The organism is Streptomyces sp. NPDC026522, assembly GCF_055567555.1.
Genome location: NZ_JBVHQF010000001.1, coordinates 419,117 through 439,043 on the forward strand (window position 1 = coordinate 419,117; position 19,927 = coordinate 439,043).

At 73.3% G+C, this 19,927-nt stretch carries 16 protein-coding genes; 13 read left to right on the forward strand and 3 right to left on the reverse strand.

Annotated features, from left to right (window positions below):
* Nucleotides 1-73 precede the first annotated feature (73 nt).
* The 3 genes from ACZ4M3_RS01885 to ACZ4M3_RS01895 all read left to right on the forward strand — a co-directional run bounded on the left by ACZ4M3_RS01885 (nt 74) and on the right by ACZ4M3_RS01895 (nt 3,866).
* On the forward strand, nt 74-2,095 hold the full coding sequence (locus tag ACZ4M3_RS01885; RefSeq protein ID WP_467729235.1) for an NADPH-dependent 2,4-dienoyl-CoA reductase: 2,022 nt from the start codon (nt 74-76) through the stop codon (nt 2,093-2,095).
* A 77-nt stretch (nt 2,096-2,172) separates the two neighbouring features.
* Nucleotides 2,173-2,586 carry a PaaI family thioesterase gene (locus ACZ4M3_RS01890; protein ID WP_467729237.1) on the forward strand — a complete coding sequence of 138 codons (414 nt, stop codon included), beginning with the start codon at nt 2,173-2,175 and terminating at the stop codon, nt 2,584-2,586.
* A complete protein-coding gene (locus ACZ4M3_RS01895) occupies nt 2,583-3,866 on the forward strand; it encodes an MFS transporter (protein ID WP_467729239.1) in 1,284 nt (427 codons plus the stop codon). The genes ACZ4M3_RS01890 and ACZ4M3_RS01895 overlap by 4 nt, the downstream gene beginning before the upstream one ends.
* On the opposite strand, the gene ACZ4M3_RS01900 is transcribed toward ACZ4M3_RS01895, so the two are convergent.
* On the reverse strand, nt 3,826-4,764 hold the full coding sequence (locus ACZ4M3_RS01900) for an SDR family oxidoreductase (RefSeq protein WP_467729241.1): 939 nt from the start codon (nt 4,762-4,764) through the stop codon (nt 3,826-3,828). The two genes, ACZ4M3_RS01895 and ACZ4M3_RS01900, sit on opposite strands and share 41 nt — an antisense overlap.
* A gap of 116 nt (nt 4,765-4,880) precedes the next feature.
* Between ACZ4M3_RS01900 and ACZ4M3_RS01905 the strand changes: the two genes are divergently transcribed.
* Nucleotides 4,881-5,561, forward strand: a complete 681-nt coding sequence (locus ACZ4M3_RS01905; RefSeq protein ID WP_467730100.1) for a TetR/AcrR family transcriptional regulator — start codon at nt 4,881-4,883, stop codon at nt 5,559-5,561.
* 99 nt (nt 5,562-5,660) lie between these two features.
* Here the strand turns inward: ACZ4M3_RS01905 and ACZ4M3_RS01910 are convergent, their stop codons facing one another.
* A complete protein-coding gene (locus ACZ4M3_RS01910) occupies nt 5,661-7,199 on the reverse strand; it encodes an alpha/beta hydrolase (RefSeq protein WP_467730102.1) in 1,539 nt (512 codons plus the stop codon).
* A gap of 364 nt (nt 7,200-7,563) precedes the next feature.
* On the opposite strand from ACZ4M3_RS01910, the gene ACZ4M3_RS01915 reads away from it, so the two are divergent.
* The 3 genes from ACZ4M3_RS01915 to ACZ4M3_RS01925 all read left to right on the forward strand — a co-directional run bounded on the left by ACZ4M3_RS01915 (nt 7,564) and on the right by ACZ4M3_RS01925 (nt 10,627).
* On the forward strand, nt 7,564-8,259 hold the full coding sequence (locus tag ACZ4M3_RS01915) for a DUF4142 domain-containing protein (protein ID WP_467729243.1): 696 nt from the start codon (nt 7,564-7,566) through the stop codon (nt 8,257-8,259).
* Nucleotides 8,260-8,268: 9 nt separating this feature from the next.
* Nucleotides 8,269-9,666 carry a DUF1996 domain-containing protein gene (locus tag ACZ4M3_RS01920; RefSeq protein WP_467729245.1) on the forward strand — a complete coding sequence of 466 codons (1,398 nt, stop codon included), beginning with the start codon at nt 8,269-8,271 and terminating at the stop codon, nt 9,664-9,666.
* A gap of 139 nt (nt 9,667-9,805) precedes the next feature.
* Nucleotides 9,806-10,627, forward strand: coding sequence for an RNA polymerase sigma factor (locus ACZ4M3_RS01925; RefSeq protein ID WP_467729247.1), 822 nt, complete (start codon nt 9,806-9,808; stop codon nt 10,625-10,627).
* A gap of 48 nt (nt 10,628-10,675) precedes the next feature.
* On the opposite strand, the gene ACZ4M3_RS01930 is transcribed toward ACZ4M3_RS01925, so the two are convergent.
* Nucleotides 10,676-11,827, reverse strand: a complete 1,152-nt coding sequence (locus ACZ4M3_RS01930; RefSeq protein WP_467729249.1) for a PucR family transcriptional regulator — start codon at nt 11,825-11,827, stop codon at nt 10,676-10,678.
* Between the two features lie 446 nt (nt 11,828-12,273).
* On the opposite strand from ACZ4M3_RS01930, the gene ACZ4M3_RS01935 reads away from it, so the two are divergent.
* The 6 genes from ACZ4M3_RS01935 (at nt 12,274) to ctaD (ending at nt 19,927) form a co-directional block, all read left to right on the forward strand.
* On the forward strand, nt 12,274-13,476 hold the full coding sequence (locus ACZ4M3_RS01935; RefSeq protein WP_467729251.1) for a hypothetical protein: 1,203 nt from the start codon (nt 12,274-12,276) through the stop codon (nt 13,474-13,476).
* On the forward strand, nt 13,473-14,921 hold the full coding sequence (locus ACZ4M3_RS01940; protein WP_467729253.1) for an NADH-ubiquinone oxidoreductase-F iron-sulfur binding region domain-containing protein: 1,449 nt from the start codon (nt 13,473-13,475) through the stop codon (nt 14,919-14,921). The genes ACZ4M3_RS01935 and ACZ4M3_RS01940 overlap by 4 nt, the downstream gene beginning before the upstream one ends.
* A 211-nt stretch (nt 14,922-15,132) precedes the next feature.
* Entirely contained in the window at nt 15,133-16,212 is a 1,080-nt protein-coding gene (locus ACZ4M3_RS01945; protein ID WP_467729255.1) for an SCO0930 family lipoprotein, read from the forward strand.
* Between the two features lie 31 nt (nt 16,213-16,243).
* Complete coding sequence (locus ACZ4M3_RS01950; protein ID WP_467729256.1) at nt 16,244-16,765, forward strand: hypothetical protein; 522 nt, start codon at nt 16,244-16,246, stop codon at nt 16,763-16,765.
* A gap of 117 nt (nt 16,766-16,882) precedes the next feature.
* Nucleotides 16,883-18,013 (forward strand): site-2 protease family protein, encoded by a 1,131-nt coding sequence (locus ACZ4M3_RS01955; protein ID WP_467729258.1) that lies wholly within the window; start codon nt 16,883-16,885, stop codon nt 18,011-18,013.
* 174 nt (nt 18,014-18,187) lie between these two features.
* On the forward strand, nt 18,188-19,927 hold the full coding sequence (gene ctaD / locus ACZ4M3_RS01960) for an aa3-type cytochrome oxidase subunit I (RefSeq protein WP_467729260.1): 1,740 nt from the start codon (nt 18,188-18,190) through the stop codon (nt 19,925-19,927).

Consider the following 19,927-nt stretch of genomic DNA (forward strand, 5'->3'; position numbering starts at 1 on the left):
ATGCACCTAGTTGCAAAACCTGGGGTCCCTCGCTAGAACAGGTCCATCACCCCCGCGCGAGGAGGCGCCCCCCATGTCCCAGAGCCGGTACCCGCACCTGCTGAGCCCCCTGGACCTCGGCTTCACCACGCTGCCGAACCGCGTGATCATGGGCTCCATGCACACCGGCCTCGAAGAGCACGCGGGCGGCTTCGAGCGCCTCGCCGCCTTCTACGCCGAGCGCGCCCGCGGCGGCGCCGGCCTCATCGTCACCGGCGGCATCGCCCCCAACGACGCCGGCCGCCCCTTCGAGGGCGGCTCCCGCCTCACCACCGAGGACGAGGCCGCCGAGCACCGGGTGATCACCGAGGCGGTGCACGCCGAAGGCGGGAAGATCGCGATGCAGATCCTCCACTTCGGCCGCTACGCCTACCACAAGGACCTGGTCGCCCCCTCTCCCCTCCAGGCGCCCATCAGCCCGTTCGTCCCGAACGAGCTCACCGACGTACAGGTCGAGCGGACGGTGGAGGACTTCGTCCGCGCCGCCCGCCTCGCCAAGCTGGCCGGCTACGACGGCGTCGAGATCATGGGCTCCGAGGGCTACCTGATCAACGAGTTCATCGCCGCCGCCACCAACCGGCGCACCGACCGCTGGGGCGGGGCGTACGAGAACCGCGTCCGCTTCCCGCTGGAGATCGTGCGGCGCACCCGCGAGGCCGTGGGGGAGGAGTTCATCCTCATCTACCGCCTCTCGATGCTCGACCTGATCCCGGGCGGTTCCACTCTGGAAGAGGTCGTCCGCCTCGCCAAGGAGATCGAGGCGGCCGGCGCCACCATCATCAACACCGGCATCGGCTGGCACGAGGCCCGCATCCCCACCATCGCCACCTCCGTCCCGCGCGGGGCCTACACCTGGGTCACCAAGCGCCTCATGGGCTCGGTATCCGTTCCCCTCGTCACCAGCAACCGGATCAACACGCCGGAGACCGCAGAGGAGCTGCTGGCCGACGGGCGCGCCGACCTGGTGTCGCTGGCCCGCCCCTTCCTCGCCGACGCCGATTTCGTCAGCAAGGCGCGCGCCGGTGCCGCCGAGACCATCAACACCTGCATCGGCTGCAACCAGGCGTGCCTCGACCACACCTTCAGCGGCAAGATCACCAGTTGCCTGGTCAACCCGCGCGCCTGCCACGAGACCGAACTGGTGCTGTCGCCGACCCGGACGAAGAAGCGCGTCGCCGTCGTCGGGGCCGGCCCGGCCGGACTCGCCTGCGCCGTCTCCGCCGCCGAGCGCGGCCACGCCGTCACCCTGTTCGAGGCCTCCGGGCACATCGGCGGCCAGCTCGACATCGCCCGCCGCATCCCCGGCAAGGAGGAGTTCGCGGAGACCATCCGCTACTACGCCAACCGGCTCACCGCCCACGGCATCGACCTGCGCCTGAACACCCGCGCCGACGTCGAGACCCTCCAGGGCTACGACGAGGTCGTCGTCGCCACCGGCGTCACCCCCCGCACCCCCGACATCGAGGGCGTCGACCACCCCAACGTGGTCAGCTACCTCGACGTCCTGCGCGACGGCGCCCCGGTCGGCGAGCGCGTCGCCGTCGTCGGCGCCGGCGGCATCGGCTTCGACGTGGCCGAGTTCCTCACCGACAACGGCGAGGGCGCCGCCCAGGACCCGGCCGTCTACTTCCGCCACTGGGGCGTCGACACGGCGTACACCGGCCCGGGCGGCCTCACCGCCCCCGAGCGGCCCGCGCCGCCGCGCCGGGTCCACCTGCTCCAGCGCAAGACCACCAAGGTCGGTGCCGGCCTCGGCACCACGACCGGCTGGATCCACCGCGCCGAACTCAAGCACCGCGGCGTCGTCTCGGTGGCCGGGGCGACGTACGACCGGATCGACGACGAGGGCCTGCACATCACCGTCGACGGCGAGCAGCGCCTGGTGCCCGCCGACACCGTCGTGCTCTGCACCGGGCAGGAGCCGCGCCGTGACCTGTACGAGGCGCTGCGCGCGGCCGGTGTCGACGCCCACCTGATCGGCGGCGCCGACGTGGCCGCCGAACTGGACGCCAAGCGGGCCATCCGGCAGGGCACGGAGCTCGCCGCGAGCCTGTGACCCGGTAGGACCGGTTCCAACCCCGGGACGGGGAAATCGTGTTGTGGCGGCCCCCGGCGGGCCGCCACAATCCCCTGATGACCCTCACACCGGCAGACGCCGACCGGATCCTCGCCGAGAACTTCGCCCCTTGGGTGCTCGCCCTCGGCCTCACCGTCCGGGAGACCGGCGAGCGGCACGCCGTACTGCGGCTGCCGTGGTCCGCGGAGCTGGCCCGGGACGGCGGCGGGCTGTCGGGCCAGGCCCTGATGGCCGCCGCCGACACCGCCACCGTCATCGCCGTCTGCGCCGCCCGCGGCGGGTACGGGCCGATGACCACCGTCCAGCAGTCCACGAGCTTCCAACGGCCCGTCGTGGACGCCGACGTGTTGATCGACGTACGGATCACCAAGCTCGGCAAGCGGATGGCCTTCGCCGACATCACCATGACCCCCGACGGCTCGGCCGAGCCGGCCGCGAAGGCCTCGACGGTCTACGCGCTGCTCGGGTGAGTGCGCTCTCCCGCAACCAGGACTTCAACGTCTTCTGGCTCGGGCAGACGCTGTCCGTCCTCGGCGGGTCCGTCTCCGCGGTCGCGCTGCCGCTGCTGGTGCTGGCCGCGACGGGGTCGGTCTTCCAGATGGGCCTCGTCACGGTGGTCTCCGCGGCCACCGCGGTGGTCACCGGCGTCTTCGCCGGATACGTGGTCGACCGGGCGGACCGGCGCCGGTTGATGATCGGCTGCGATCTGGCGCGGGCCCTGCTGCTCGGGGTGGTGCCCTTCCTGTGGCCGGCCACCCACGGCGTCTGGCTGCTGTACCTGCTGACCGCGCCGGTCGGCGTGCTGAAGGGCCTCTTCGACGTGGCCTACGTGACGGCGGTGCCCGCCCTGGTGCCGCCCGAGGACCTCATCCGGGCCAACGGGCGGCTGATGAGCGCCTTCGCCCTGGGCACCCTGCTCGGACCCGTGATCGCCGGCGCCGTAACGGCCGGGGTGGGACCGGCCTGGGCGCTGGGGCTGGACGGCGCGACGTTCCTGGTGTCCGCCGTCAGCCTGCTCCGGGTCCGGTTCGCCCCGCGGCCCGGCGACGCGCGGGAGCGGCCTGGACCGGGCGCAGCCGCCATGCTGCGCGAGATGTTCGCGGCCGGGTTCCGGTTCCTGTGGGCGCACCCGCTGCTGCGCCCGCTGACCGTCCTGCTCACCCTGCTGACCTTCGTCACCCTCGGCGCGACCGACCTGCTGATCTACCGGGTCGAGCACGACCTGCACGAGGGCTCCGCCACCCTCGGTTACGTGATGGCGGCGAGCGGCGTGGGCACGCTCGCCGGTGCCTTCGCCGCCGGGCCGCTGCGCCGGCGCCTCGGGTTCGGGGTCTGCTGGCTGGGCTCGGTCGGCGCGATCGCGGTGGCCTTCGCCGGGATCGGCGTCAGCCGGAGCGCGCCGGTCATCGCGGGGCCGGCCGCCCTGTTCATGTTCGGGCTGACCCTCGGCGGCGTCTGTTCCATGACCGTGCGCCAGGAGGTGACCCCGGAACACCTGCTGGGCCGGGTCACCTCCGCCTTCTGGACGGTGCACAACGCCTCGGGCCCGGCGGGGGCGGCCGTGCTCACCGCGCTGGCCGCCCGGCACGGGGTCCCCGCCGTCAGCCTGGGCGCCGGGGCGTTCTGCCTGCTGATCGTGGGCGCGGGACTGCTCACCCCGCTGCGCGCGAGCGGGCCCCGGGCGGGTTCCGGGGCCCCGGCCGCGCCGCTCAGCCGGCTGCGGCGGCCACTGCGGGGCCGACGCCCGTGAGGCGCTCCGCCACGGCCCAGAGCCGGGCGTTGGCGGCGGGATCCAGGGCGCGCCGGGTGATGCGGGACTCGGCCGTCGGGCCGACCAGGCCGAACAGGCCGCTCGGGCCGTAGTAGCCGCCTGCGGTCGCGTCCGGGCTCGTGGCGGCGTACAGCAGCGGTTCCGTACCCGGTCCGACCTCCTGCTTGGGGAGGAAGTCCAGCTTGCTCACGAGGCCGTGCAGCCGTGAGGGCTCGCCCCGGCCGAGGCTGGCGCCGGCGGTCTGGAGGTTCGTCTTCGTGTAGCCGGGGTGGGCGGCGGTGCTGCGCAGCGGCCACTTCTGCCCGGCGGCGAGGACGGCCAGGTGGCGGGCCATCATCAGGTCGGCCAGCTTGGACTGGGCGTAGGTGAGCATCGGGACGTAGCGCCGGCGCTCCCACTGGAGGTCGTCGAAGTCGACCTTGCCGAAGTTGGCGGTGCTGCTGCTCATCGTGGTGACGCGCGGGGCGGGCGCGGCGAGCAGGGCCGGCAACAGCCGTACCGTCAGCGCCAGCGGGCCGAGGAAGTTGCTGCCGAACTGGAGCTCGAAGCCGTCGGCGGTGGTCATCCGGGTCGGGGGAGCCATCACCCCGGCGTTGTTGACCAGCAGATCGAGCGGGACGCCGTCGGCGAGGAACGCGTCGGCGAAGGCGGCCACCGAGGCGAGGTCGGCCAGGTCGATCCGGCGCACCTCCACCCGGGCGTGCGGATGCCGGGCCAGGATCTCGGCGCGGGCCTGCTCCCCCTTGGCGGGCGTACGCACCGCGAGCACGACGCGCGCGCCCGCCTCGGCGAGCCGGCGTGCGGCCTCCTTGCCCGTGCCGCTGTTGGAGCCGGTGACGACGGCGAGCTTTCCGGACTGGTCGGGAACGGCGTACATGACGTACTCCTCGGGGAAGTGCGATAACAGACCGGCGGTCTGATGCTCCTTCCGAAGCTAGCAGACCGCTGGTCTGATAACAACAGACCGCAGGTCTGTACGCTGGTCGGGTGACCCTGCCTACGAAGTTCCAGCGCGCCCGCAGCGAGGAGCAGCGTGCCGCCCGCCGCCAGGCGATCCTCGACACGGCGGCCGCCATGCTCACCGAGATGCCGGTCGCCCAGCTGACGCTGAACGAGCTCGCGCGCCGGGTCTGCCTCGCGAAGTCGAACGTGCTGCGCTACTTCGAGTCCCGCGAGGCCGTCCTGCTGGAACTGCTCGCCGCCGCGTCCCGTGAGCTCGTCGACCACCTCGACGGCGCGCTGGCCCGGGCGGTGGCGGACGCCCCGGCGGCCGAGCGGGCCGACCGGATCGCGGACTGCCTCGCGCAGGCCCTCGTCGCCCGCCCGGTGCTGTGCGACCTGATCAGCGCCCAGGCCGCCGTACTGGAGCGGAACGTCTCCCCGCAGGTCGCCGCGGGCTACAAGCGGGCCGCCATGGCCGGCGCCACGGCGCTGGCCGGGCAGATCGCCTCCCACCTGCCGGAGCTGGGCGAGGCGGACGCCTTCCGGTTCGTCCTGTCCGCGACCATGATCAGCGGCGCGGTCTGGGCCCACGCCCACCCCTCCGCCGCCATGCGCGCGGCCTACGAGGCCGATCCGTCGCTCGCCGCCTTGTGCGTCGACTTCGCCCCCACCCTGCGCGGGACGCTGGAGCTCCTGCTGTCCGGGCTGCTGGCGCGGGCCCGGACCGCCTGACCGGCCGGACCGGCGCACGGCAATGCCCCCGCGCCACGCGGGCGTCGGGGGCGTTGCCGGCCCGCGTTCAGCCGGCCGGCCGGACCGTAACGAGCACGATCAGAACAGGAAGGGCGTCGGAAGCGACGGGTTCGGCGACGCGGAGCGCCGCTCGGCCGAGCCGGGAGCGCTGCGGCACGTCACGTCCCGCGCCGGCAGCCGCCCGGTGGTCAGGTACGCGCCGACCGGTGCCATGACGCAGGAGGCGGGGTCGACCAGGTACACGCCGTGCCCCTCACCGCCCTCCGCCAGCACCATCCGCGAACCGGTCAGCGCGCGGTGCAAGCCCTGGCCGCTGACCAGCGGGGTCTGCGAGTCCCACTCGTTCTGCACCGTCAGTACCCGCGCCGGGGTCTTCATCGGCGTCGCGGCCTCGATCGGCCTCGGCCAGAAGGCGCACGGCTTGATGTTGGACGAGAAGTCCCCGTACAGCGGGTACGCGGCCTTGTCCCGGACCGTCTCCCGCTCGTACTGCTCGGGATAGCGCGGCCATTCCGTGTCCCCGCACACCACGGCCAGCAGCACGGCCGTACCGTTGTCCGAGGCCGGCTCGGCGGCGGGCCGCAGCAGCTCGCGCTGCGCCGGTGACAGCGCGGTCGGCCTGCCCTCGGACGCGTCCTTGAGCGCCTTGACGGCGGGAGCCGCCTGCGCGGGGTAGAAGAAGACCGCCCGCAGCGCCCGGACGTCGTCACCCGTCAGCTTGGCGCCGTCGAGCGGGATCGGGTCCTTGTCGGCGCGGGCCACCAGCGCCCAGAACGTCGCCGAGACCGCCTGCGGGGTGTCGCCCAGCCCGTACTCGGCCGACCGCTGCGCCGTCCACCGCGTCCAGCGCGCGAACGCGGGCTCCGTCTCGCTCGCCCACACCTGGAACATGCCGCGCCAGATCCGCTGCGGGTCGACGCCGCTGTCCAGTACGAAGCGGTCCGTGCGGGCCGGGAACAACTGGGTGTACACCGCGCCCAGGTAGGTCCCGTACGAGTAGCCCAGGTACGAGATCTTCCGCTCGCCCAGTGCCGAACGGATCGCGTCCATGTCCCGAGCGGTGTTGCGCGTGGTGATGAAGGGCAGGACCGACCCGGATGCCGCACGGCACTTGTCGGCCACGGTCCGCGCCCAGGCCACGTCGGACGGGAAGCCCTCCGGCCGGTAGGGCCGCAGGACGTCCTGCTCCTCCGGGGACAGTCCGCAGCTGATCGGACTGCTCGCGCCGACCCCGCGCGGATCGAAGCCGATCAGGTCGTACTGCTCCCGGACCTCCTGGGGCAGTTGCTCGTTCATCTGCAGCGGCAGGTCGAGCCCCGAGCCGCCCGGACCCCCCGGGTTCAGCAGCAGCACGCCGTGCCGCTTCGCGGGGTTCCCGCTCTTCATCCGGGATATCGCGAGGTCGATCGTGCGCCCCGCGGGGCGCCGGTAGTCCAGCGGGACCGTGACGGCCGCGCACTCGTACGCGGCCGGCTGGTCCGCGCTGCACCGGTGCCAGGCGGGCTGCCGCGCGACGAACCCGGTGTCCGGGGCGGCGGACGCCTGGGGGGCGGTCAGCAGCGGGAGGGCGGTGGCGATGAGCCCGGCTGCGGCGAGCAGCGGGGTGAGGCGTTTCATGCGCACGGGGAGGCCGTTCCTTTCGGCGGGGGCGACGGTTCCCGTCCACCCTGTGGCACGAGGGCCCGGAGCGGATCCTCCCGGAGAGCTGGTCGGGCTCCTCCCCGCGAATGAAGGCAATTCCGGACAACTGGCCGACACGCCCGGCGGATTGGGCTCCCCGTGGGGCAGAGGCCGAACGCGGCACCGTACCAGCCGTACGAGGCGTTGCCCGGATCTTTGTCCGTTCGTGATGGTCCTTCCGAACGGGCACCCCGACTGGCACTAGCGTCCCTTGGCACCCAGGGAGCTCGGGTGCACACGGCGTGGCCGCCGGACACTCCGGCCATGCCGCCCCTCCCTGCCCACGCAGCAAGGAGGCACAGTGCTGTCATTCCGCCGGCCGAACGGCGCCGCCATGTCCGTCGCCTCGCGACACGTGATGGGGACGCTCATCGTCATCGGCGCCCTCGCGTTCACGCTGGTCGCGCTGCTGATCCCGGTGCAGAAGTTCGGTGGTACCGCGGCCGCGGCCGCCGCCCCCTCCGGCGACGACGACGGCGGCGGAACCATGAGCACCGCCTTCGGGCCGCTGACGCCCCAGGACCGGGACTTCGTCCGCAAGGTGCGGCTCGCCGGACTGTGGGAGCTTCCCGCAGGACGGCAGGCGCAACAGCGGGCCACCCGGCCCGCCGTCCGCACCGCCGGCGAGCACCTCATCGAAGGCCACACCGCACTCGACCGCCATGTCAGGGAGGTGGCACAGGCCCTCGGCATGGAACTGCCCGACCGGCCCAGCGCCCAGCAGCAGGGCTGGCTCGACCAGCTCGACAAGGCCCAGGGCAACGAGTACGAGCGGCTGTTCGTCCAGCTGCTGCGCCGGGCGCACGGCAAGGTGTTCGCCCTCGTCGCCCAGATCCGCGCCCAGACGCGCAACTCGATGGTGCGGGACCTGGCCACCGACGCCAACTCCACCGTCCTGGACCACATCTCGGTCCTCGAAGCCAGCGGCCTCGTCGATTTCGACGGCCTGGCGGACGTCTCGCCCGCCCCTTCCACCGTTCCCCGACCGACGAAGTGAAGTGATCGCATGAGCCCAAAGGGCCACAAACGCCGACTGAGGCCGTCCCACAAGGCCCTCGCCCTCGTATCCGCCCTGGTCCTGGGCGGCGGCGGAGTCGTGATCGTCGAACAGGCGGCCTCCGCGGGACAGGACTCCGCGCGCACTGCGCCGGTGACCGCCACCATCGACTGTCCCGACGTGGGCGACCGGCTCCGCGAGGTACCGGACCCCGTACGCGCCGAAGTCGACCAGGACCTGGCGCAGTTGGACACCCAGATAGCCGACTCCTACCAGCGCCTCGCCACCGGCCGGGCCAAGGGCGACGCCCTGCTGGGCGAGTTGAAGGGCAAGCGGCAGAAGACCATCACCGGGATGGCCGACGCCATCGGGCGGTCCACGGCCCGCCCCGACGGGCTGGAGGCGCTCAGCGGCTGCTCGATGCAGCAGGCCGCGGCCGCCGACGCCGCCGATACCGCCGCCGAGGCGGGCGCTCCGGCCGACGCCCAAGGATTCGCCCAGGGCAAGAGCGCCGGTGGCAAGGGCAGCGGCCCGGCCCGCTCCGACTTCGTCGTCATCGGCACGGTGAAGCCCAACGTACGCACCCCCGCCCCCCAGGCGAGGGCGTCCACGGGCTCCTTCGCCGTCCAGTGCGGACGCAACGAGAACCGCCACCTCAACCCGGACAACGTGATCGTCGCGCCGGGCGTGAGCAACGGGGCGCACCACATGCACGACTACGTCGGCAACAAGACGACGGACGGGTTCTCCACCAACAAGAGCCTCGCCGCCTCCGGCACCACCTGCACGAACGGCGACCAGTCCACCTACTACTGGCCGGTGCTGCGGCTGCGCGACGGCCGGGCGGAGAAGGACGCCAAGGCACCGGGCGGCGGCCAGGACGCCAACGTCGGCACCATCCTCCAGCCGAAGCAGGTGACGATCGACTTCAAGGGCAGCGCCACGGGACCGGTCACCGCCATGCCGCGCTTCCTGCGGATCATCACCGGTGACGCGAAGGCGCTCACCAACGGCACGGCCAACGCGAACGCCTCCTGGAGCTGCACCGGTTTCGAGAACCGCCAGTTGAAGGACAAGTACCCGGTCTGCCCCAAGGGCAGCGACGTCGTACGGACGTTCAGCTTCCAGAGCTGCTGGGACGGGAAGAACGCCGACAGCGCCAACCACCGCACCCACGTGGCCTTCGCCCGCCGTGACGGCTCCTGCCCGGCCGGCTTCAAGGCCATCCCGCAGCTCGTACAGCGGATCACCTACGCGGTGCCGCCCGGCGCGCGGTTCGCCGTGGACAGCTTCCCCGAGCAGCTGCACAAGCCGGTGACCGACCACGGCGACTTCATCAACGTCATGTCGGACGGCCTGATGGCCGGCGCCGTGCGCTGCATCAACGGCGGGCAGGCCTGCCGCTGAGACCCTCGGGGCGACGCCCCCTCCCACTCCCCGCGTCGCCCCGAGAGCGGTGCCGGTCCGAAGCCGACTTCGGACCGGCACCGCGCCGTGCCGCCGCCCGGCGGCGGCACGGCCCCGACGCATGCGAGGAGCGATCGTCATGTCCGGCTCTCACCGCACCACGGCCGGTGCACCACCCGACGGCGGGGCGCCGCCCAGCGAGCGGGAACTCACCCGGCGGCTCAGGCGGTCCTACGCCCGGGGCGCCACCGACCCCTCTGTCTGCGACCTGCTGTACCGGCGCCACCGCGGTGCCCTCCTGGCCTGCGCGCGGGGCTGCTGCCGGGCCCCGCAGGACGCCGAGGACCTCGTCTCCGAGGCCTTCGTCCGCACCCTCCAGGCCGTCCGGTCCGGCGCCGGACCGCGGGACCACTGGCGCCCGTACCTGCTGGCGGTGGTCCGGCACACCGCCAGCGAGTGGCGGGCCGGTGACGGCCGGACCGTCCTCACCCCGGACGTCGAACCCTGGTGCCGCCCGGGGCCGGCCGGCGAGGACCCGCAGCAGCGGCTGCTGTCCGAGGAGGACCGCCGGCTGGCCGCCCGCTCCTTCCACACCCTGCCCCGGCGCTGGAAGGACGTGCTGTGGCACACCCTCGTCGAGGAAGACTGCCCGCACCAGGTCCCGGCGCTGTTCGGCATCACCCCGAGCGCCGTGACCTCGCTGGCCTTCCGGGCCCGCGAGGGACTGCGCGAGGCCTACCTGAGCGCGCACCTCGGCCAGGGCCCGGACGGCGACGACCGCTGCCGGCCGTACGCCCAGATGCTCGGCGCGGCCGTCCGGCGCCGCGGCGCGCCCCGGGCCGGCGGGCTCGGCCGGCACCTGGCGGGATGCCGGTCCTGCTCGCGGGCGTACGCGGAACTGCTCGACCTGAACGCGGTCATGGCCGCGCACGCCCACGGCCCCGGTTCCGCGCCGCGCTGACGGGGGCGGGAACCGGGGCCGGATATCTGGGGGCCAAGAGCCGGGAGACTAGAGGCCGTTGACCCGGGCCATCCGGCCGGCGCCGAGCGGCGGCCGGAACTCGGCGGTCACGACGCGGGCCCGGCGGCTGACGCGCGAGTGCTGGCGCCGTACTTGAGCCATCAGACGGCGGGTGCGCAGGGCCATCTCCAGCTCGAACCGGGTGCGCGGGTCCCGCAGGCCCGTCCCGAAGAGCTTCTCCAACTGCCGCATGCGGTAGCGCACGGTCTGGGGGTGCACGCTCAGCGCCTTGGCCGCCTCCGGTGCGCCGCCGCCCTCCAGCCAGGCGAGCAGGGTCACTTCGAGCCGCTCGCTCTGGCGCGGGGTCAGGTCCGCCAGCGGCCGCAGCCAGCGCGCGGCCAGCGCGTGCGCCAGGGGTTCGTCCTGGAGCAGCAGCAGGGTGGAGAGGTGGTCGTCCACGAAGACGGCGCGGGCCTCGGCGCCGGGCCGGACCGGGGTCAGGTGGAGCAGTCTCAGCGCCCAGCGCAGCGAGGAGGCGGTGTCCCGCAACGCGACGGGGTGCCCGACGGCGGCGAAGCGCCCGCGCAGCGCGCACTCCAACGGCCCGCGGGCGTCCGGATCGGGTGCGGGGACCAGCAGGCACGGCTGCCCGCCGACCATCCCGGTGAGCGCGTCGTCCAGTACGCCCGCCAGCTGCTGCATCTCCCCGGGGGTGGCCGGGGCGACGGCGCGTACGGTGGCCGGCAGGGGCCATCCGGCCGTGGCGGCCAGTTCCGACAGGGCTATTTCAGACATGGGCATGTCACCCGTAAGGCTGGTGAAGAGCTCCCGCCGCGCCCGTTCCGCCGCAGTGCCGTGAGCTTCGGAGCGCGGTGAGGGAACGGCCTTGAGGGGCACCAGCTGGCCGCCGGCGGAAGGCTCCCGGCCGGGGCGTCCGGACTCCTGCGGGTGTTCCCCCTCGGGCTCGGAGCAGGACTCCCGGTACCCGAGGACGGTGAGCAGCGCCGTCTCCACCCGCTGTCTGACCACCTCTTCGTCGGTGTCCCCGATCAGTTCGCCGAATCCGGGAATGCCCTCCCGGAGCTCCTCCACGATCCCCGCGGCCAGCGCGGGCAGTTCCCTTCGCAGGACCCGGGTCCATTCGCCGCGGGGGCGGGACCAGATGCGGTTCAGCAGTTCGCACATTGTTACCTCGTTCATGCCGGGGTATGGCCTGCCCCGTGGGAGGGTGACAAGCCTGTCGGGGCCGCCTCCCTCCCCCGCCGGCGTCAGTGCCGGCGGAGGAGTTCGAACGCCTCGTACTCCCTCCAGGAGCGTGCCATCCACTTGCAGTCCCGCGACCTTGCCTGGATTTTGCCGTCGGGGAGGTGTGGCGGCGGACAAGGCGTCAACCTCGTCGTGACCGCACCACTGGAAGGGAATCTTCCGGGGATGTTCGATGCGATGACTGCGCGGGCGCCAGAAATTATCACGTTTCGATAAATCCCGTGGAGGTGCTGCGAAGCTCCACGATGCTTCTGCACTCCGGCCCCCGCTCCCCGGTCGGTGAGGCGCCATCTCCCGCCCGCCGCGGAGCAGTTCCGACGACTACCCCGGGCGCCGAGCGCGAGGTGGAGTGCTCGGGTCCGGGCGTATGGGAGAACCAGATGCCCTTGCCCCAGCCGCGTACGCCACGCTCACACCGGGCCCGCCGCACCAGACGCCACGCCGGTACGGCCACCGCGGCGGCGGGACGGCGCGCCGTGCGCCGGCCGCCACTGCTGTCCGCCGCCGGGGGGCTGCACCCCGCCGCGCTGTCCGCCGCCGCCCTCGCCGGCCTGGTCTCACTGACCGTCGCGGTCCAGGCGGGCGCCCTGGCCCGGCTGTGGGACTTCCTGGACTACGGCGCGGGCGTCCTCTCGCTCGTCTCGCTCACCTCAACGGTCCTGTGGGGCCTGGCCGCCACCGACCGCACGGTCCTGGCATCCGGCCACCGGCTCGTCGCCCAAGGAGTGCACCGCGGACTCGCCGTCGCCGGGCTGGCCTTCCTCGCCCTGCACATCTGGGTCAAGGTCGCGCAGGCGCAGACCGGCGCCGCGTCCGTCGTCCTGCCGTTCGCCGATCCCGACCGGCCCGTCCTGATCGGCCTCGGCACGCTCGCCGGGTACCTCTTCGTCGCCGTGGCCGTCTCGGGCGCCGCCCGCAGCGCGTTCGCCACCAAGGGCCGCTCGATCTGGTGGCGGGCCCTGCACGTGGGCGCCTACCCGGCGTGGGGAGCTTCCCTGGTCCACGGCCTCAAGGCCGGTCGCCCCGCCTCCGGTTGGGTGACCGTGGCGTACGGACTCTGCCTGGCCGGCGTCGCCGCCGTCCTCGTCGTCCGGCTGCGCGCGCGCCTGCGTGCGCTTCCGGGCCGCCCGCCCGTCGCCCCGCCGACCGCGCCGCGCGTGCCCGGGCAGGGGCCGCCGCGCACGCCGAGGCCGTTCGTCCGCAAGCCCGCCGAATGGGCGGCCGCGCGGCTGACCGCGCGGCTGGCCCGGCAGACGCAGTCGGCCGCCGCGGGCGGGCCGAGCCCCGGTCCGCTCGGCGATGCGCCGGCCGCCGCCCGGGCGGCGGCCGGTCCGTCGGCCCCGCCCCGGCCGGCCGCGCAGCCGTATGCCGGACAGCCGTACGCCGGGCAGTCGGTCTCCGGCCAGTCGGTCGCCGGGCAGCAGTACCCCGCGCCGCCGTACGAACCGCCGCCGGCCGCCGCGCCGCCGTACGAGCCGCCGCCGTACGGCACGCAGCCGTACCCCGCGGTGTTCATACCGAGCAGGCTCGGCGTGGCCGACCGCCCCGGTGAACCGCTCGGCGGGGCGCGGGGGCGCCAGTGACCGGCGTGTCCCGCCCCGCCCTCGGCTGCGTGGGCAGCCCCCGGCTGCTGGCGGGGCTCGACCTGGCCGCGCGCCTCGACCTCGCCGGGCACCTGGCGGTGCACGGGGCCCTGCCCCGCTATCCCGCCGAGGAACTGGCGAACCTGGCCGAGAGCGTGGACCTCAAGGGGCGCGGCGGAGCGGGCTTCCCCTTCGCCCGCAAACTCCGCGCCGTCACCCGCTCCGCCCGGGGCCGCGACGGCCGGACCGCCGTCGTGGTCAACGGCAGTGAGGGCGAGCCCAGTTGCCTCAAGGACACCGCCCTGCTGCTGCACGTCCCGCACCTGGTGCTCGACGGGGCACTGCTGGCCGCCGACGCGCTCGGCGCCGAGGACGTGGTCGTCGGCGTCACCCGGGACGACGTGGAGGGTTCGCTGCGCGCCGCCGTCGCCGAGCGCGACCCGGCGGACCGCCGGGTCCGCGTGGCCCGGCTCCCCGAACGCTTCGTCACGGGGGAGGGCACCGCCCTGATCAACGGCATCGAGGGCGGCCCCGCGCTGCCGTCCGGACAGAAGGTGCGGACCAGTGACCGGGGCCTGGGCGGGCTGCCGACGCTGCTGTCCAACACCGAGACCTACGCCCAGCTCGCCGTCGCCGCCCGGCTCGGAACCGCCGGGTACGGGATGGCCGGCCTCGACGACGAGCCGGGCACCGTCATGCTGACCGTCGGGGGAGCCACGGTCGTCGAAGTGCCGACCGGGACGTCCCTGGCGTACGTCCTGGAGCTCTGCGGATCGGAACCCGGCCAGGGCGTCCTGGTCGGCGGCTACCACGGCCGCTGGCTGGGCCCGGCCGCCGCCCGCTCCGCCGCGCTCTCCCGGCGCTCGCTCGCCTCGCTCGACGCCGTACTCGGGGCGGGCGCCGTACTGCCGCTGCCCCACGACACCTGCCCCGCCGGGGAAGTCGCCCGCGTCACCCGCTGGATGGCGGACGAGTCCGCCGGGCAGTGCGGGCCGTGCGCGCGCGGACTGCCCTCGCTCGCCGACGCGGTGGACGCCCTCGTCGGCGGCGGGGGGCGCCCGGCCCTGGAAGCCGTCCAGGCGCGGATGCGCTCGGTGCTCGGCCGCGGCGCGTGCAGCCACCCCGACGGCACCTCCGCCTTCGTGGCCTCCGCGCTGGCCGTGTTCCCCGACGAGTTCCGCGACCACGCGCTCGGCAGCGGCTGCGGGCGCCGCGCCCTGGGCGCGCTGCCGCTGCCGGCCGACGAGAGCCCCGAACGGCTCGTCGTGGACTGGACGCTGTGCAAGGGCCACGGCCTCTGCGTCGACCTGCTGCCCGACATCGTCAGGCTGGACCCCGACGGTTACCCGGCCCAGGGCGTCATGCCGGTCCCGGGACGGCTGCGGCCGAAGGCGCTGCGCGCGGTCCGCCGCTGCCCGGCGCTTGCGCTGCGCATCCAGGAGTGAGCAGGGCCAGAAATGAGCGGGGCTTCCAGGTACGGGCGCGCAACCGGAAATGAGCGCGCCCCGAAAGCCGTGAACGGCTGCGGTCGGCCCCAGTTCAGCCTTTGGCGCGATCTGACAAATTCCCGGCCATTCGAATTCGGGGGGCTTCCCAGGCCTTATGAATGACCCAGGAAGAAAAACCACCGAATGGAAACGCAGGGAGTGAGCAACCGTGAACAACAAGCGTCGTGGGGCGGCCGCAGCCGGATCGGTGATGGCGGTACTGATACTCGCCGCCGGATGCGGGAGCGGCGGGTCGAACGCCGGCCGCGCGGGAAATTCCGTACAGCCGGTCGGGGACAGCAAGGCCATCGGAAGCGGATACGGCACCGCATACGGCTCGGGCGGCTCGGGAGCGGATCCGGCCGCCGGAGCGGCCGCCGGCTACGGCGGCGACGCGGCGGCCGGGACGTCGGCGCGGGCCGGCCAGCTCGCCGTCCGGGACGTCGCGAACGTCGGCAGCGTGGTCACCGACAGCGCCGGTATGACCCTCTACCGGTTCGACAAGGACACCGCCAAGCCCCCCACCTCGAACTGCTCCGGCGACTGCGCCACCGCCTGGCCGCCCGTCCCGGCGGCGGACGCCTCGGCCGCCGCCGGCATCGACGCCGCCATGCTCGGCGAGGTCACCCGCGCCGACGGGAGCAAACAGCTGACGCTGGGCGGCTGGCCGGTGTACCGCTACGCCAAGGACACCCAGGCCGGCCAGGCCACGGGTGAAGGCGTCGGCGGTACCTGGCACGCGCTCGCCGCCGACGGCAAGAAGGCCGTCGACCAGAAGGGCGGCCAAAAACCCGGGACGCCCGCCACCGGAGGAACGGGCGCGGGAATGGGCGCCGGAATGGGCAGCGGTTCGGGAAACGGCATGGGCGACATGAACACCACATCCGGTACCGAACTCTCCGTCGCCACCGACCCGAAACTCGGAAAGATTGTCGTGGACGGGCAGGGGCGCACCCTTTACCGGTTCAACAAGGACAGCGCCTGGCCGATGAAATTCGGCTGCCTCGGCGCCTGCCTGGACACCTGGAAGCCCGCCCTGCCGGTGGACAAGACGAAGGTGTCCGGGATCGCCGCCAAGCTGGTCGGATCGGTGAAGCGCCCGGACGGCACGGAGCAACTGACGATCGACTGCTGGCCCGTCTACCTCTTCACCGGTGACACCCAGCCCGGCCAGACCAACGGACACAACAAGCAGGGCCTCTGGTTCGCCGTCGACGACGCCGGCAAGAAGGTCCCGGCCGGCCAGTAGCCCCCTTGCCCCGAACCCCTGCGAGGGAGACATGCCGCAATCACCCCGTATCACCGTCCGCCACCTGGCGCCGTGCGTGGCCGTGCTGCTCGCCTCCCTGCTGTGCGGCGGGTGCGGGACCGGACACGCCAAGGCCCGCGCCGCCGCCGCGACCCCCGCGGCGGGCGGCGTCACCGTCCAGGACCTGGCGGCGGCCCTGGGCTGCACCGCCGAGATCACCGTCGATGCCGAGGAACTGCGGGAAGGGGCGTGCGGGGCGGGCGCCGCCGGGTTCCGGATCGCGACCTTCACCGCCGACGAGGGGCAGCGCGCGTGGCTGGCGCAGTCCCGCGAGTACGGCGGTACCTACCTCGTCGGGGACCGGTGGGTGGTCACCGCCGCCTCCGCCGAAGCCCTGGCGCCGCTGCGGGAGCGCCTCGGCGGGCAGGTGGAGACCGGCGACTCCCACGGCCCCGGCCACGGCGCCCCCGGCGCCATGGACCCGGGCCACATGGACCCCGGCGCCATGCAGTCCGGCCCCACGGACCCAAGCCAGGGGGAGGCCACGCCCTAGAGCCCGGCGGAGCACCGAGAGGGACACTGGAGGTGAGGCCCCGGCCGTCCGGTCCGCGGGGTACGGGTCGCGTGGTGCGGCCCGGGTGGACCGGCCGCCGGGCCGCCGGGAGAGGCCATGAACGGCTCGGTCCCCGTGGGACGCGTGGTGGGCGTACCGCTGCGCATGCACTGGAGCGTGCCGCTGCTGGCCGTCTTCCTCGCGTACGGCCTCGGCCGCCAGACCCTCCCGCTGTGGACCCCGGGCCGTTCGAACGCGGTGTACACCCTCGCCAGCGCCGTCGGTGCCCTGCTCCTGATGGCCAGCCTGCTGCTGCACGAGGCGGCGCACGCCGCGATGGCCCGCCGCAAGAAGATCTCCGTACAGGACGTGACGCTGTGGGCCCTCGGCGGAATGACCCGCATGGGCCGCCCGCAGAGCGCCTCGGCGGCCTTCGCGGTCGCCGTCAGCGGGCCTGTCACCAGCCTGGTCATCGGCGGGGCCGCCCTCGGGGCCGGCATCGGCCTCGACCGGCTCCCGGGCTGGGCCGTGCCCGGCGCGGTCCTCGGGTGGCTCGGCTGGGTGAACCTCGCCCTCGGGGTGTTCAACCTGCTGCCCGCCGCTCCGCTGGACGGCGGCCGGGTGGTGCAGGCGCTGCTGTGGTGGCGCACCGGGGACCGCGATCGCGCCGAGCGGGCGGCGTCCCGCAGCGGCCAGGTACTGGGCGTCCTGCTCATGGGTGTCGGCTGGGTCTCGTTGCTGCGTGGCTCCTCCGGTGGACTGTGGCTCGTGTTCACCGGGCTGTTCGTCATGGTCGTCGCGGGTGCGGAACGGCAGCGCGCCGTCATGGGCACGGCCCTGCAAGGCGTCCGCGTCACCGATGCGATGACCAGCCCGGTCACCACCGGCGCCGACTGGCTGACCGTGCGCCGCTTCATCGACGAGGTGGCCCTCCCGTCCCGCCACTCGGTCATACCGCTGCTCGACTTCGACGGCCGGCCCAGCGGCGTCGTCGAACTGCGCAGGCTCGCCGCGGTCCAGGCCCCGCTGCGCGACACCGTGCAGGTGCGCGACCTGGCCACCCCGCTGTCGCGGTGCGCGGTCGCCGCTCCCGACGACCTGCTGACCGAGGCCCTGGACCGGCTCGGCACGGCGACCGGCCCCCGCCTCCTCGTGGTGGACGAGGGCCGTCTGATCGGCATCGTCACGGCGAAGGACATCACCCGGCTGATGCGCCGCCACGTGCTGGGCGGCGAGAAGCCGGGCTGAGAAGGCCGGCGGACAGGCCGGCGGACGGGCGGCGGCCCCACCTTCACCCGTACGCGCGTGCCCGTCGTACGGCCTCGCGCGGACGGTGGCAGTAGACAGGAAGGGCGTGCGGCGGCCGGGCCCGGTCGCCCGCGCGCGAGCGAACCCGCCGCCGTCCGACGCCCAGGGGACCAGATGACCGCTGTCACCGAGCCGATCGCGACCGCTCCCGGGCCGCGCAGATCCGCGGGACGGGTGGTGGTGGCCTGGCTGTCGACGACGGACCACAAGACGATCGGGCACCTCTACCTGATCGCCTCGTTCGTCTTCTTCGTGTTCGGCGGGATCCTGGCTCTGGTGCTGAGGGCGGAGCTGGCCCGGCCCGGGATGCAGATCGTCACCAACGAGCAGTACAACCAGATCTTCACCCTGCACGGCACGATCATGCTGCTGTTCTTCGCGACGCCGACCTTCGCCGGGTTCGCCAACGCGGTCATGCCGCTCCAGATCGGCGCGCCGGACGTGGCGTTCCCCCGGCTGAACATGCTCTCGTTCTGGCTGTTCTTCTTCGGCGGCCTCATCGTCGTGGCCGGCCTGCTCACCCCCCAGGGCAGCGCCGACTTCGGCTGGACCGCCTACACGCCGCTCAGCGGCGTGGACCGGACCCCGTACATCGGCGGCGACATGTGGATCATGGGGCTGGCGATGTCGGGCTTCGGAACGATCCTCGGTGCCGTCAACTTCATCACCACGATCATCTGCATGCGTTCGCCCGGGATGACGATGTTCCGGATGCCGATCTTCACCTGGAACATCCTGCTGACCTCGGTCCTCGTCCTGTTCGCGTTCCCGGTGCTGGCGGCGGCGCTGCTGGTACTGGAGGCGGACCGGAAGTTCGGCGCGCACGTCTTCGACCCGGCCAACGGCGGACCCATCCTGTGGCAGCACCTGTTCTGGTTCTTCGGGCACCCGGAGGTCTACATCATCGCGCTGCCGTTCTTCGGGATCATCACCGAGATCCTCCCCGTCTTCTCGCGCAAGCCGGTGTTCGGCTACCTCGGCCTGATCGGGGCGACCATCGCGATCGCCGGGCTCTCGGTGACGGTGTGGGCGCACCACATGTTCGCCACGCAGGCCGTACTGCTGCCGTTCTTCTCCTTCATGACGTTCCTGATCGCGGTGCCGACCGGGGTGAAGTTCTTCAACTGGATCGGCACGATGTGGAAGGGCTCGATCTCCTTCGAGACACCCATGCTGTGGTCGGTCGGCTTCCTGGTGACGTTCCTGTTCGGCGGCCTGACCGGCATCATCCTCGCCTCCCCGCCGATGGACTTCCAGGTCACCGACTCGTACTTCGTCGTCGCCCACTTCCACTACGTGGTCTTCGGCACGGTGGTGTTCGCGACCTTCGCCGGCTTCTACTTCTGGTGGCCGAAGATGACCGGCACCATGCTCGACGAACGCCTCGGGAAGATCCACTTCTGGACCCTCTTCACCGGCTTCCACCTCACCTTCCTCGTCCAGCACTGGCTGGGCGCCGAAGGCATGCCGCGCCGCTACGCCGACTACCTCACCGCCGACGGCTTCACCACCCTCAACACCGTCTCGTCCATCGGGGCGTTCCTGCTCGGCGGCTCGACCCTGCCCTTCCTCTACAACGTGTGGAGGACCGCGAAGTACGCGCCGCGCGTCACCGTCGACGACCCGTGGGGCTACGGCCGCTCCCTGGAGTGGGCCACCTCCTGCCCGCCGCCGCGGCACAACTTCGTCACCCTGCCCCGCGTACGCTCCGAATCCCCGGCCTTCGACCTGCACCACTTCGAGGTGTCGGAACTGGAGCGCAGGGAGAACGAGGGCCAGCGCGACGTGGTCGACCAGGACCAGGCCCTCTCCCCGCCCCGCGACGACTCCGCCGGACCCACGGGCGCCGGATAG

What these genes read in the sequence shown, in the direction of transcription:
- ACZ4M3_RS01885 (WP_467729235.1), top strand. Translation starts at nt 74, where the DNA reads ATGTCCCAGAGCCGGTACCCGCACCTGCTGAGCCCCCTGGACCTCGGC.
- ACZ4M3_RS01890 (WP_467729237.1), top strand. Translation starts at nt 2,173, where the DNA reads ATGACCCTCACACCGGCAGACGCCGACCGGATCCTCGCCGAGAACTTC.
- ACZ4M3_RS01900 (WP_467729241.1), bottom strand. Translation starts at nt 4,764, where the DNA reads ATGTACGCCGTTCCCGACCAGTCCGGAAAGCTCGCCGTCGTCACCGGC.
- ACZ4M3_RS01910 (WP_467730102.1), bottom strand. Translation starts at nt 7,199, where the DNA reads ATGAAACGCCTCACCCCGCTGCTCGCCGCAGCCGGGCTCATCGCCACC.
- ACZ4M3_RS01920 (WP_467729245.1), top strand. Translation starts at nt 8,269, where the DNA reads ATGAGCCCAAAGGGCCACAAACGCCGACTGAGGCCGTCCCACAAGGCC.
- ACZ4M3_RS01925 (WP_467729247.1), top strand. Translation starts at nt 9,806, where the DNA reads ATGTCCGGCTCTCACCGCACCACGGCCGGTGCACCACCCGACGGCGGG.
- ACZ4M3_RS01930 (WP_467729249.1), bottom strand. Translation starts at nt 11,827, where the DNA reads ATGAACGAGGTAACAATGTGCGAACTGCTGAACCGCATCTGGTCCCGC.
- ACZ4M3_RS01935 (WP_467729251.1), top strand. Translation starts at nt 12,274, where the DNA reads ATGCCCTTGCCCCAGCCGCGTACGCCACGCTCACACCGGGCCCGCCGC.
- ACZ4M3_RS01950 (WP_467729256.1), top strand. Translation starts at nt 16,244, where the DNA reads ATGCCGCAATCACCCCGTATCACCGTCCGCCACCTGGCGCCGTGCGTG.
- ACZ4M3_RS01955 (WP_467729258.1), top strand. Translation starts at nt 16,883, where the DNA reads ATGAACGGCTCGGTCCCCGTGGGACGCGTGGTGGGCGTACCGCTGCGC.
- ctaD (WP_467729260.1), top strand. Translation starts at nt 18,188, where the DNA reads ATGACCGCTGTCACCGAGCCGATCGCGACCGCTCCCGGGCCGCGCAGA.